Below are 14,629 nucleotides of genomic sequence, written 5' to 3' on the forward strand. Positions count from 1 at the left end.
TATGAAATTTGGCTAGTTTTACTATGACTTTTGATAAATTATGATTATTTATTTATTATTATAAAATTAATATCATATATTACATTCTTAATAATTATATTATCAAAATTTTAATAATTTATGTTTAAATTTATTTTTGTACAAATATAACAGGAAATTTTTATGGCAGATCCGAAAAACACTATTCCAGAAGATGCACAACAAAATCTTAATCCGAATAATGACCCTGTTGAAAATCCAGAAAACAATCAACCTGATGTTGAAGAAGGAGCTGCTGAAGCGGTAAACGATCAACCTGGTGTCGAAGAAGCAGCGGTTGGGGCAGTAGATAATCAACCTGGTGTTGAAGAAGGAGCTGCTGAAGCAGTAAGTGATCAACCTGGTGTTGGGGAAGTACCTACTGAAGCAGTAAATGTTCAACCTACAAGCCCAGTAAAGGAAGAGCCTAGCAAGGAAGCTACTGGACTAGCTGGACCAATTGAGCACGTAATGGGTCCTGATGGAAAAAGTCTTTATGCTGTAATGTCAGATTATACGCCAAAATCTCCAGAACAAGTTACCGAAGATATGGCAAAAATGTATAGTGCTCCTGAAGTTGAAGAAAAGAAATTTGATGTAAAAGATCTTGGTGTATCTCCTATGCAGCCTAGTGTTCCATCACGTGAAGGAGAAGCAGGAGTTCGTGTCCCTCCAAGAAGAGAGGATCCATATGCTGTTATTAATGATGATGCTTTAGTAGAAGGAGACGAGCAAGGACCTCCTGTACCTAGTAGAAGGCCTCCTGTAAGTCCACAACAAGGGGAGGGTTTGTATTCTAGTATTGGTAATCTTTCTGATTCTGTAAGAGAGGTATCAGAAGGAGACGAGCAAGGACCTCCTCTACCTAATAGAAGACCTCCTGTAAGTCCACAACAAGGGGAGGGTTTGTATTCTAGTATTGGTAATCTTTCTGATTCTGTAGGAGAGGTATCAGAAGGAGAAGAGCAAGGACCTCCTATACCTAGTAGAAGGCCTCCTGTAGCTTCACAACAATATGATGAAGGTATTGGATCTGATAATGAGTTTGATGAAAGTGTTGATGATATATATACTTTTGTACAACCATTGGGCCAAGATCTCAGTGAGGTTGATAGTCCAGCTTGGGCAGGAATTAGAGAGGATTATCTTAATAAGGAAGAATTAAATAAAGAATTATTAGTAAACGATGGGCCTCTTCGTAAAGTATGTGACATGATAGTTCAGTCTAATGGCAATTTATCTCAACATCAGGTTAACAGAATCACTAAAATCTTAAGAGATAGTAGGGAAGAGGTATTAGATAAAATTAATGAGCCAATGTTAGTAGACCTTCCTGGTTCTGGGAAAGAAGGACATTGGGGAGATCGTGTAATGCCTTTACTGCATGCTGCTTGTTTATATAATGTAAATCCTGAAGTGGTGCAAGCTATAGTAAATGCAGGTGGAAATTTTGGTTTAGCAGATGCCACTAATAGACTTCCATTGCATCATGCTGCAATTAATGGTTCTTCTCCTTTAATTACTATGTGTTTAAACAACACAGATCCTAAACAGTTAAATGTTAAAGATGTGTATGGTGTTGCTCCTGTAACTTACATGGTTTCTAATCCTAAGTGTTCTAGAGAGAATGTAGAAGGTGCTATGAAGTTTGGTGCAGATTTTGGTGTATATAATGCTGAAGGTCAACTGCCTATTCATTGTGCAGCACGTAATGGTAGTCCTGGTCTTATAAAGCATCTATTATTCTGTATGCAAAATAGTCCTACGCTTCGGGATAAAATTAATGACAGAGATATAGGTGGGAATAATATTGCGCATTATGTAGCTAGTAATCCCCGTGCTTCTGATAAGTTAATGCGTAAGTTAAGTACGGCAAGGGTTGATCTTCATGCTGTGAATAACAGTGGTAAAACTCCACTGTGTTATGCTGTAGTTACTGGTAGTAAATATGGAGTAGATCACCTTCTTAAAGTGTCTGCTAGGGAAGTTAATGCATATGATAATGATGGTTATACTCCTTTACATCATGCTGTAATGGGTCGTAGTAGAAGGGCTACAAATCAAGTAATGCATCATCCTTTGGTTGATTGTAAGGCTTTTGATGCTAATAGACGTACTCCACTGCATCATGCTGTTATGCTTGGATCAAAGGCGCTGGTAAGAGTTCTATCTAATGATAGTGGGAAACCTGAAAATATACAGCAGAGCATAAGGGAGTCATTGTTATTAAAAGATGGTTTTGGTAATACACCGTTGCATCTTGCGTGTACTCCAGAACGTATGTCAACAATATCCAGTTTATTGAAAGCTATTAAACAGAGTTATGGTCTTGATGGTGTAAGAAGTGCTCTTTTAGAGCCAAATATTGGTAGATTCACCTTCGATATGACAAGCTTAGAAACAGGTAGTATATTAAATAGGCCACTTGATGCAGTACTCCTGACTTCTCTAAATAAAGATATACCTTTATCTCCATTGCATGCAGCTGTACAAGGATCTAATGTGCATGTTCTTGATAAAATTCTTGAAAATGCACCAAGTGATGTGTTGCATAATAGAACTCCTAACAACTTAACCAGCATACAAGTTGCTAGTATGTATGCTAATCCAGAGATGATTAAGTATATTGCTCAAAGGTCGTCACCAGAAGAAATGAATGATAACTCTGGAGGACCTAGTCCTTTGCATATGGCGTGCTTATACGGTTATTCAGAACATGTCAAGGCAGTACTTACTAGTAAGCATGTAGATTGTAACCAAAAGATGGGGAAGGATCAGAATGCATTAATACATTATGCTGTTGTACGTGATGATATGAGTCTCCTCAAAATGATACTGAAACGTCCAGGTATTGATGTAAATGCTGTTAATGCTAATGGTGAAACAGCCTTACATCTTGCAGCAGAAAAATGTAATGTGGCAGCTGTTGAGATGCTGTCTAAAGTGAAAGGGGTTGATCTTAACATTCAAGATGCTGAAGGACGTACTCCAGCATCTATAGCAATAAGTGAAAATATTCCTGAAAGTCGTGTTAAGCAAGTAATAAAATTATTGGCGAGAAGAGGTGCGGATTTACGTATAGACGCAGATTATTCTATAAAAGAATGTGTAGAGACTAGATCTCATAAACTTCTGGATCTTATCACGAGTAAGGGAGCCAAGCTATCTAGTGACAATCAAGCACCGCTTGAATTTGCTATAATGCGTGGTGATGTACATGCTATTAAAAGATTGTCTAATGCTGGTGGTGATCTCAATCATATAATAGATCGTCCAGGAACGGAAGAGCATGGATTGAATTTTCTAATGCTTGCTATCAAAAATGAGAAGGTGGCGTCAGTAGAGGCATTGGTTAAAAATGGGGCTGATCCTACAAGATATGATCGTAGTTTTAGTCGTACACCAATGCATATGCTTGTTATGCATGGAAATCAAGAATTTGCTTGTGATGCAATAAAGAAAATTTTATCACAATCATCAGAAAATGTTAAGAATGTTCTATCACAACAAGATGTTAATGGAGATACGCCTCTACATGTAGCGCTTAAATCGAGTAATCTAAGTACATTTAATAGGATGGTCAAGAATCTCCGTCAGAGTGATGGTAGTCGTATATATGCTGTTCAAAATGAGGATAAACAAAATCTAATGCATGTTGCTGTTGAAAGAAATAGCCCAGAAGGATTAAACGCCATATTAAAGCTTAGTAAGCAAAACATTGCTAATATAGCAAGTGCGCAAGATAAGGAAGGTAATACTGCATTACATATTGCTGTACGTGGAGATCAGTATGATATGGCAGGCAGAATAATTAATGCTATATCTAAAAATTCTATGAATTCTATATTTTGTACTCAAAATGCAGAGTCAAAAAACTTATTACATATTGCTGCGGGATGTGGAAATTCTACGTTGTTTGACTATGCAGTAAAGAATATGAGTAAAGATGCTTTATCAGAAGCATTAAATGCTCGTGATAAAGATGGGAATACTCCATTACATATTGCATTAGCTGCAGAAATGAAGTCAGTGAAAAAAGTGATTCCATTATGTAGTCATAGTACATTGTTGACTCCTAATAATGAAGGTAAGTTGCTGTCAGACTGTATTAAAGAAGGTAGTGTTTTTAAAGACCCTAGAGGATTTGTAAGCCAAAGACCTTCAATAGAAGATAAGTTAAGGAAAGCTGAGGAAGTGGCGAAACATGAAGCACAAAAACAAGAACAGGCAGCAGCTGCTATGGTTAGTGAATCTTCATCATTGTCTTCATCTAGTAGTAGTCTTGGTTTTCTGGATGAGGTCGGACCTGTTGCACCTACAAGACAGAAGAAGCAAAGATTTAGTGATTCATCAGAAAGGAGTACTACAGAAGTGCCTGAAGTGCCGTTACAGTTTGAACCACGAGAATATAGTGTTGTCAATGTATTCACTAAGGCTGGACAAGAGGTTAGAACTTTTAATCCATCTCCGGAAGATATGTCTCCTAGTGTGTCGTATGCCAGCAGTTCTTTTTCATCGTTTCTTACAGAACCTACATCTGTAGAATCTGAATCATTGACTTCTTTAGAGCTTGATAAAGCATTGGGTACAGATCCATCATTACAAAGTCAAATAGCAGAAATTGCTGAGGGCATGTCTGATGTTGTACAATCTTCTCAATCTGATGATGTAGAATCTGGTAGAGTATCTCCTAGTGCAGGTCAAAGTTCTGGGCAGAAAAAAAGTTCTTGCATGGAGAAATAATTTAATATATAAGTTACGTGCGACTTAAATAAGTTTAATATGCGGGGTAGAGCAGTCTGGTAGCTCGTCAGGCTCATAACCTGAAGGTCGCTTGGTTCAAATCCAGTCCCCGCAACTTTCTTAAGTTAATTTTCTATGTCTTCTTACTCTATAGCCTGTATCTGTTATCATATCCTCTCATACTACTCTTTATATTAAGTAAAATCTCAATTTTACTATATTTAAGTGCTATTTCTGTAGGTTTTTCACTAAAAAATTAGTATTTTATTTTAGATTGTAACCCGAACCTGTGTTACTATATATACTACATATAAATAACATGTTTTTAAACTAGCTTTCTACTGTAATTGATATAATATTTAATATACTATTTTTTGTATAAAAATCTTCATGTTTTGTCCTTGTAAGATTTTATACGTAAGATATAATTTTGAGTGTATATTTTAGTAGGAGGTGTTTATTTATGAATAGAAATAAAGGTGTGTTAAAAAAAAAGAAAAGTCAGTTTTTTACTGAGAGTAGGATCCATAGTGGACAGACAACTTATTTATTAATGTCAGTTTTCTATTTGGTGTTGTTAACTGCTGCTTTTATTATGATGTTGCATGGCGAACACAAGGTTTCTGGTATTCTTCTAGTAATAGTAGCGTCTATATCATTTCTTTCTCAAGCAATTAATATTACCTGTAATGCCATGAGTGTGTGTAATATAAGAAATAAGAAAGATAAAGGTAAAGGATATTCAAAAGAGCAAATAGATGGTTTTATAATTGCTTGTGGTTTTATTGGAGAATCTACAGCATTTCTAGGTATAGCATCTGCATTATTAATTTTGGGGCTTCAATTATCAAATGGTTCTAGTGTATTTCTTGCTCTTCGTATTTTTAGTTTTTTAGCATCTGTATTTTCTATTACATATGGATCTGTTCTTTTGAAGAAACATTTTAAAGATCGTAGTCGTAGAAATCTAGAGGCTTTTGTTAAGGAAAACAGTAGTGAAAAAGAACCTTTACTTGCTGGTCAAACAGAATATAAAGGAAGAGCTGTACATGATTTCTTCCATGACTGGTCAGTCTGTAATAGTATAATCTTTATATCTCTTGGTATATATAATTTATTATATGAGACACTACTACATGAAATGTTAGATTTTAGCAGTAATCATCATACTGCTATGTTGTTGAAGACTGTTGTTTTTGTTGGGTATGCGTGTGTTTTATCTTCGATTTTCTTATGTCAATTTTTTGGAAATAAGCACCGCTCTAGTAATGAAGGTATACAAAACGAAGGTACTGGTACTTCTGTAAAAGCAGTGCATGACATATCAATTAATGAAGGTGCTGCTTCTTCTAGGAGTGCTGCTTTTATTGATTAATAATATATATAATGTGATTTTGATCTTGTTTTTTTATTTCACAGATAATTATCCGTTAGTATAGTTGATTTAAAAATATATGTTATAAGGTACAGTGGAAAGTAAATTACTTCAGTTTAATACATAAAATATTAAGTAAGGGTTTTATCTACATTCAGTATTACGTTTATCTTATAATTTTATTTGTTCTGTTGTTATTCTAGGTTCTTGTTATTTAAACTTTGAATGCTTTTCTATGTTTTTTTGTTTATTATAGTGATGTGTAATACTTGCTTGTTCATATTCTAAAATTGGTAAAGGATGTTCTATCGTATGTGTGAATCTATATTTTTTTTAGAATAGAGTGAATCATAACTAAGTATTATACATCACTAATGTTGTTTTAGTTATATATATTGTCATTGCTGTTCATCTCATTGTTCAGGCTATTACTTACTGGAATGTTTAGTTAGAGTGTATTATCTATAAAGTAATAATCATATTGTACAGTAAATCTAATTGTTTTTGAGTCTTAGAGAATTAATTTTTATAAATCCTTCTGCGTCTTTGTGATTGTAACCTTTAGATTCATCATCGAAACTTGCTAAACTGTATGAATATAAGCTGCTATTAGATTTGCGTCCTACAACTATAACTGATCCTTTATATAATTTTAAGCGTACAGTTCCATTAACTTTTTCTTGGGATTTGTCTATTAATGCTTGTAGCATTTTTCTTTCAGTAGTCCACCAATAACCATTATATATCAATCTTGCATACTTTGGCATGATTTCGTCTTTAAGATATGCAGCTTCTCTATCTAATGTTATGCTTTCTATAGCACGATGTGCATGTAAAAGGATTGTCCCTCCAGGAGTTTCATATACTCCTCTTGACTTTATTCCTATATAACGATTTTCTACTATATCAACAATTCCTATACCATGTTTTCCACCTATCTTATTTAATTCTTGTAATAAATTTGCTGGTGAAAGCGGTACATTATTTATTGCTACTGGATCTCCTTTTTCAAAGGAAACTTCTATATATTCTGGGGTATTGCTTGCTGATTCTGGTGTTAGTGATCTAGAAAGCATAGTATAATCTGGTTCAACATATGGGTCTTCTAAAGATTTTCCTTCGTATGAGATGTGTAATAGGTTTGCATCTATTGAATATGGTGGTTCGCTTGCTTTGTCTAAAGGAACATCTATATTGTGTTTTCTAGCATATTCTATTAGGCTATTTCTTGATGTTAATCCCCATTGACGCCAAGGTGCAATTACTTTTATATTTGGATCACAACAGTAATACCCAAACTCAAATCTCACTTGATCATTTCCTTTGCCAGTAGCACCATGTGCAACAGTGTCTGCTCCTGTAATATGTGCTATTTCAATTTGTCGTTTAGCTATTAACGGTCTTGCTATGGATGTTCCAAGTAGATAATATCCTTCATATACAGTGTTTGCTCTAAACATAGGGAACACAAAGTCCCTAACAAATTCTTCTTTTAAGTCTTCAATGAAAATCTCTTTTACATTTAATGCAGTTGCTTTTTTTTGAATAGCAGACATATCATCTTCTTGTCCCAAATCTGCCGTAAATACGACTACCTCGCAATTGTAATTTTCCTGTAGCCACTTTAATATTACAGAAGTATCTAAGCCTCCAGAATATGCTAATACTATTTTTTTCATAAGATAATAAACTAAAAACATACATGGAACATATATTGTATTTTTATTATTGTGACAACTTAATTTTATTATTTTATGTCTAGTAATTAATTAAAGTTTTATACTAATTTTTAAATTGTATTAGATATTAAGTATAAGTAATATATTATGGTCCTTATATTATAGTTGGTTAGCTTGTGCAATGAGAATTATTTTATACTTGCAGATTACATGTTTATTGTTATTTTATAGTGGTTCTGCATTTGCTCAGAATGTTAAGACAACTTCTATAGGTAACTTTTATATTGGAGGTGCTTATGGATATAATAGTAAAATATTAGAATTCAAAACTGGCCGTGGGTATTTTGATTTTGATTTTAATATAAATAATGTACGTGGTTATGATTTAGGATTAACTCTAGGGTATATATTTTCAAGTGCATCTTTGAGCAATTTAAGGACAGAATTGGAATTAATGTACATTGGTAATAAAAAGGTTATTGATAGTGATACATTACATGACAAGAAGTTCTATTGGGGTGCTAATAATTATAGAGCTTTATTTAACTTATATTACAATATTGGTAACTTTTTAAGTATAAAAGATCTTTCAATATATTTTGGGTCTGGTGTTAATGTACAGAACATTGTTAATCATATATTTAGAGGTAATGATGAGTCTTTGAATAATAGCATTTTTATGCAAGCTATGATTGGTATTAAATACAAGTTGATTTCTAATGTTGCTGTGTATACTGGGTATAGGTATATTGTGAATTATGTTGTTGCTAAAAAAGGTAAAGCTGATCAAGGAGGTTTTAGTATTTTAGGATCTTCGGTATTAATATTTGGATTAGAGTTTATTTTTTGATCTAAGTTAAGATGATATTAAGAATGTATTAACTGATATGCTTAAACCGTTACAACAAGAAGTACAGATAGGTACTTTATCTATGAGGAAAGTGTTTTCTACAGGGAATAATGGTAGTGTACTTGATTGTTATGTACTAGTGGTTTAGTCAAGAAGGATGGATTAGTTAGGTTAATTCGTAATAATAGTGTTGTATATGAAAGTAGAGTTAAAGTGTTGCGTCGCTTTAAAGATGATGTAAAGGAGGTTGCTTCCGATTTTGAATATAGTTATAAATATATATGAGTAATAGGTTATGTATATAGTATTTAAATAGGTGGTTAACTATAATAATAGAAGTAGCGTATAAAAAAGCTCGTTCTTTAAGAAAGTAAAGAATCTAAAGTTTCAAATGGTTCTATAATAAATATAATAAGTTAGGTGCTGATGTTATTACTAATGCAGTCGTAAGTAATAATTTCATAATATTGATTATGATAAGTATTTATTTCAAGTAAGTTGTTATTGATGCAGAATAGAAGTATAGATTTGAAGTTTAAGAACTCATTTCCCTTTTTTTTTTAGTGATAAATTTCATGATGAAGAAAAATTAACTATAAAAATAAGTGATTACCAAAACAATATTAAGTAATTGGTAGGACTATTTTATAAGGTAATTTATCCATCAACGAATTTCTAATGGGTGAGACTTTTTTATCATTTTATCAGGTGTACTTTTGTGATTTAGAATATTGAAGACTTTTTTGTAAATTTTAAATTTTGAGATTATGACATTTCTAAGTAAATATAGCTGTCAAAATTGTAGAAAATTTAGTATATTAAAAAAATTATTGGGATGGTTAACATTTTACATAAGGCTGCGCTAGAATGGGTACCTTAGATATTGGTTTTGCACTCAGTACTAGTAAGAAAAACATATCAGCGTATCTTAGATTAGTGACTGGTGTCAAGTATGGAAAAATAGATGTTTTATATATTCTTGGAGCATATGTGATGAAGTTTGACATATGAAAGATAACGGTGGTATTGTACTATCAGTAAGTTAGGAAAACTTTTTAATGTATTTATTGATGAGATTTTGTGCAAGGATTTTATAGAAAAAGTCAAAATTGTTGTTAATGTAGATCATTATTAGTTTGAGAAATAACATACATGATACTAGTTGTATAATACATTATAACGCTTTGATTGTATCAGGTTGCTAGTATTTTAAAGTATTGGTATGTAAAAAACACATAGTAGTGAGTAAATTGTTTCATATGATAATGGGAAATATAGAACCTCAATTTGTTATTTGAAGTGTTGTTAACTTATTAATTATATTTACTTTTTGAATGAATTATTTGTGGTAACATATTTAATTTATAAATTATATTTATGGACATTAAATTTTTATTCTTGATTTATTTGGGATATTAAAAGTAGTATAACTTATAAGTTTTTACTGCTTAATCGTAGTTATATATGGGTTGAATTCATTTATTAAGGTTATAAACTTACTATTTTGTGTAATACGCTGTATTTCTCTATTATGATACATTTATTATACCTAATAATTTTGTATGTGTGTTAACATGCTATATAGTTATATATTATTAGTTGAGTATAAAGTACTGTATTAGTCATATTATACTTTGTATAATTAATATATTTTTTTAATTTTCCTTATTTTATTATCTCAATAGTGTTGTTGTATTGTATTCAGTGATTTTATTTTTATATTGACTTCCTGATATAGGATAATAATATTTTGGTATAAAATTAATATTTTTATCATTTTTATGAAAAATTTAATATATTTTTTTCTTAGTGCTATATATATAGTAATTAATTTTGATGCATCATCTAATCCTGTTTATATAAAAGGAAATTGTAACTTAGGCCTCAATTATTCTGATAGTTTTAAGTCAGAATATGTAAATTATGAACAATTTAACCCCGATTTTAGTATTGCAATTGGGTATAGACTAAAAAATGGATTATTTTATGATCTTGAAATGAGATATGCTAATATAAAACCTGCTTTAAGAAAATTATCAACTTTTGAACAAATAGATTTAGTTGATATTCTACAAAGAGTTATTGGTCGCAGTGTGTCATTGTCTAAAGCAGAAAATATACTTGCAATTAACAATATAACAACTCTTGCTAATGTTGGATATAGTTATATTATAAATAATGAATTTCGTGGGTACTTTAGTTATGGTATTGGTATTGGAGGTTTAGTAAATTATCAAGGGTTTAAAAGTAGCTTATCAACTTATTATGGTATAAGTATGCAAAGTGAAATTGGTCTATGTTATATGTATAATAATAATATGGATGTGTGTATTGGATACAATTACTTGAAGAATTATTGGAAATATGAAACAAATAGAATTCCTGATGAAGATGGTAATACTATAATGTACCACTTTCAGGATTTTCAATTAAATTCTCATGCGATATTTCTTAGTTTAAAAATGCTATTGTAGCCTTCTAATGCTAATAGTATGAATGATTTATTAAAAATTATTAAAAAAGTTTTTTAATAGCTATTATATTTAATTGTAAAATATTTTATGCTCAGTATAAAACCAAGTGTTCATGTATTTTATTAATTATTTGTTTTAGTAATTTGAGTTTGTAAATAATAGTCTTGTGAGGAAATTAGCAATGCTGAAAATTATGTAATTCAGAGGATATTATAGTAGAAATTTGTATTAAATCTTATACAGTTATATTTGCATAATAGATCATAAGTTATTCTTTCTGTATGTTATTGAGAAAAGAGATGTTAAGATATATTTTTACTTGTTAATACTACTTTTTTGCTAAATTATAGATATAATTAATGTAATTTACGCATATATAGTGTTTAGACCATGTACTATATGTGTGGAATTAATAGATAAAATATCTTTATGATAATCGAAAATTTGTTAGATAGTATCATTAGGAAGGTTTATTAACTGGATTACAAGCACTAATGGTAGTATGAAAAAATTTCCTTTGAAGTAAGGAGTACAGTGTATAAGGATCCCAACCAGCAATTTTAATAGCTGTGTTGGATGTTAAGGTTAAATTAGTCAATAGTAATATTGTTGAGGATAAGTATGGCAATAAGATTGTGATGAGTAGATCGTGAATAATAAATTGTATAGTTTATTAACTTAATTATCAGCAAATTAATTGTATGTGTGCAAAACATGCTAATTATAGGGAATTCATGAGTTAATTCTTATATTTTATGTGTATTATTTTTTTTAAATAACTTTCTTGTATTGTATGATAATAGTTCGTATAAATTAAAAAAATAAGATTCTTGATTGTGGTAAAATATGTCTAAACATTCTTCATATACTTCAAGTAATTTTTCTTTATCTCCTCTTGCTCCTAGTAAATTTCCTACAATGCCTAAAGTTAGTGGTGTTAACTTATATTCATTTGCTTGTGGTATTAGATCTTCTGGTAAACTTGATCTTTTAGTTGCTGAAATGCAGGATAATAGTAGTGTAGCAGGGGTCTTTACAAATTCTTATACAGCTAGTAGTAATGTTGAGCATTGTAGAAATGTTATTTCTCATGGTAAAGCAAAAGTTTTAATTGTTAATTCTGGTAATGCTAATGTTGCTGTAGGTATGAATGGGTATAAAGTAGTAGAAGAAATAACAAGATTGTGTGCAGAAAAATTTTCATGTTCTATTAATGAAGTGTATTTTTGTTCTACAGGAATTATAGGAATTCCTTTACCTATTGATAAGATTAAATCTGCATTGATTAATAGTACATGGTCCATTAGTGAAAACCCTTGGAATGATGCTGCATTAAGTATTATGACTACTGATACATTTCCAAAAATGGTGACAAGAGAAGTATTTATTGGTGAAGAAAAAGTAATTATTAATGGAATATGTAAAGGATCTGGTATGATTGCTCCAAATATGGCAACTATGCTGGCTTATGTTTTTACTAATGCTAATATTACGTCAAATGTTTTACAACAGCTTTTAAAAGAATACGTTGATGTGTCCTTTAATAGTATTACTGTAGATGGTGATACTTCGACTAGTGATTCTGTTTTGGTTTTTGCAACTAATTTAGCCAATCATAAACAAATATGCTCTGTTGATGACCAGTTAATTGATGATTTTAAAATAGCATTGAAAGATATTTTAATCGAGATGGCTCATTTGATTGTGAAAGATGGAGAAGGAGCAACAAAGTTTGTTACAGTTAATGTCAATAAAGTTGTTTCATTGGAAGCTGCAAAAAACTTAGCATTTTCAATAGCAAATTCTCCACTTGTAAAAACAGCTATAGCTGGTGAAGATGCTAATTGGGGTAGAATAATCATGGCTATAGGAAAAGCAGGTGAGCCTTTAGACAAAAATAAAATATCTATAAAAATAGGGGATAATGTTATAGTAATGAATGGTGAAATTAGTGATATGTATAATAAAGATTATGTTGATAAATATATGAAAAATAGTAATATTACTATTGATGTTGATATTAATACTGGTAATTTTAATACAACTGTGTGGACATGTGATTTAACTCATCGGTTTGTTGATATTAATGCTCATTATTTAACTTAATAGATTGTTTGTTATGTTAAGGATAGCAACATGGAATGTGAATTCGATAAGGAAGAGAATAAATCACCTGTGTACGTGGTTAACTAAATACAATATTGATATAGCTCTTTTACAAGAAATAAAATGTACAAATGATCAGTTTCCTGCTTTAGAAATAGAGTCATTAGGGTATAATTGTTATGTACATGGACAGAAATCTAGAAATGGAGTTGCTATAATAACAAAGTATCCTGTCATAGAAGAGGTTGTGACAAATATTTTTTCATTAGATGGAAAATCTAGCATATGTTATGAATTGGGATCAGAAGAATTTACTTATAATTGTGAAGAATCTCGTTATTTAGAATGCGTTATTTTATATAATAATGTTAAGGTGCGTATTGGTAGTGTATATGTTCCTAACGGTCAAAGTATTGAGTCTAATGCTTTTCAATATAAGCTTGGCTTTTTTGATCAGTTAAGACAATATATGTCTTTTTTACTTAAGAAAGAGGAGATTTGTATATTAGGTGGTGATTATAATGTAGCACCATATCCTATAGATGTGTATTCATATGAGGTTATGGATGGTAAATTATGTTGTCATAAATTTGAACGACAAAAGTTTCGTTCTGTTACAAATTTAGGTTTTTTTGATGCTTTTCGTGTATTGCATGGAAATAAAAAACAGTTTACTTGGTGGAATTATAAATTTGGTGCTTGGCAAGAAAACAAAGGTTTGAGAATAGATATGCTATTATTGTCTCCACAAGCTGTGGATAGACTGTCATCTTGTGTGATACACGATGAGTTAAGAGGATTAGATGTGCCTTCTGATCATGTTCCTGTTGTATGTGATTTTACTTTTTAATATGTATTATCAGAGTGTTGATTTTTGATATATAGTAAATTTTAATTTGAACTTACAGTTTATGCTGTTAGATGGGTAACTAATGATATTTTATAATATTTGGAAGATATAATTAGTTGATACTTATAAAAATTCTATTTTTGTATATAACGTTTCTGTTTATGCATGTAACAAGTTCACTTCAGTTAAGGTATGTAGTTTATTTTTTGTTGGTTTTTCTTTAAGAAGGTTTTAATATGTAATTATTTATTTTGTAGTTTTTTATTAATTTTTATAGATTAAGTTCAGGTATTATTGTGGTATAAAAACGTTGTATAGAACTAGATTTATAGTATGTAATGTTTTTTACTTTTTATTTTGTATTCATATTTTAGATATACGTAAGCTTGTTTTTAATGTGCTTTTCTGATATCAAATAATGTTTTTAGTTAATTTAAAGGAGCACTAAATTTATACAGGTGTTATATTGATAAATCTTATAGGAGTTTATTAATTATTGATTTTAATATCTTGTTTCTCTTGTTTTTTTTTTTT

Annotated in this window: 8 protein-coding genes, 1 tRNA gene and 1 pseudogene; 9 read left to right on the top strand and 1 reads right to left on the bottom strand. The window is 30.7% G+C overall.

Annotation, left to right across the window (positions count from 1 at the left end; translation table 11 throughout):
* The first annotated feature begins 162 nt into the window (after window positions 1-162).
* The 3 genes from EDL80_RS02025 to EDL80_RS02035 all read left to right on the top strand — a co-directional run bounded on the left by EDL80_RS02025 (window position 163) and on the right by EDL80_RS02035 (window position 6,136).
* On the top strand, window positions 163-4,761 hold the full coding sequence (locus EDL80_RS02025; protein ID WP_158406543.1) for an ankyrin repeat domain-containing protein: 4,599 nt from the start codon (window positions 163-165) through the stop codon (window positions 4,759-4,761).
* A gap of 40 nt (window positions 4,762-4,801) precedes the next feature.
* A tRNA-Met gene (locus tag EDL80_RS02030) sits at window positions 4,802-4,876 on the top strand.
* Window positions 4,877-5,224: 348 nt separating this feature from the next.
* On the top strand, window positions 5,225-6,136 hold the full coding sequence (locus tag EDL80_RS02035) for a hypothetical protein (RefSeq protein WP_158406544.1): 912 nt from the start codon (window positions 5,225-5,227) through the stop codon (window positions 6,134-6,136).
* Window positions 6,137-6,630: 494 nt separating this feature from the next.
* Here the strand turns inward: EDL80_RS02035 and EDL80_RS02040 are convergent, their stop codons facing one another.
* A complete protein-coding gene (locus EDL80_RS02040) occupies window positions 6,631-7,815 on the bottom strand; it encodes an argininosuccinate synthase (protein WP_158406545.1) in 1,185 nt (394 codons plus the stop codon).
* 181 nt (window positions 7,816-7,996) lie between these two features.
* On the opposite strand from EDL80_RS02040, the gene EDL80_RS02045 reads away from it, so the two are divergent.
* The 6 genes and pseudogenes from EDL80_RS02045 to xth all read left to right on the top strand — a co-directional run bounded on the left by EDL80_RS02045 (window position 7,997) and on the right by xth (window position 14,095).
* On the top strand, window positions 7,997-8,665 hold the full coding sequence (locus EDL80_RS02045; protein WP_158406546.1) for an outer membrane beta-barrel protein: 669 nt from the start codon (window positions 7,997-7,999) through the stop codon (window positions 8,663-8,665).
* A 10-nt stretch (window positions 8,666-8,675) separates the two neighbouring features.
* Window positions 8,676-8,929: pseudogene (locus tag EDL80_RS02050) on the top strand (translation initiation factor IF-2); the annotation flags it as partial.
* Window positions 8,930-9,532: 603 nt separating this feature from the next.
* The gene (locus tag EDL80_RS02055) at window positions 9,533-9,676 is read left to right on the top strand and encodes a hypothetical protein (protein ID WP_158406547.1); all 144 of its coding nucleotides are present in this window, start codon (window positions 9,533-9,535) and stop codon (window positions 9,674-9,676) included.
* Between the two features lie 770 nt (window positions 9,677-10,446).
* Window positions 10,447-11,139 carry a hypothetical protein gene (locus EDL80_RS02060; protein ID WP_196492744.1) on the top strand — a complete coding sequence of 231 codons (693 nt, stop codon included), beginning with the start codon at window positions 10,447-10,449 and terminating at the stop codon, window positions 11,137-11,139.
* Between the two features lie 846 nt (window positions 11,140-11,985).
* Window positions 11,986-13,245, top strand: coding sequence for a bifunctional glutamate N-acetyltransferase/amino-acid acetyltransferase ArgJ (argJ, locus tag EDL80_RS02065; protein WP_158406549.1), 1,260 nt, complete (start codon window positions 11,986-11,988; stop codon window positions 13,243-13,245).
* 13 nt (window positions 13,246-13,258) lie between these two features.
* Entirely contained in the window at window positions 13,259-14,095 is an 837-nt protein-coding gene (gene xth / locus EDL80_RS02070) for an exodeoxyribonuclease III (protein ID WP_158406550.1), read from the top strand.
* The last annotated feature ends 534 nt before the right edge of the window (window positions 14,096-14,629 follow it).

Origin of the sequence: Ehrlichia ruminantium, from assembly GCF_009728835.1 — a bacterium.
GTDB lineage: Bacteria > Pseudomonadota > Alphaproteobacteria > Rickettsiales > Anaplasmataceae > Ehrlichia > Ehrlichia ruminantium_B.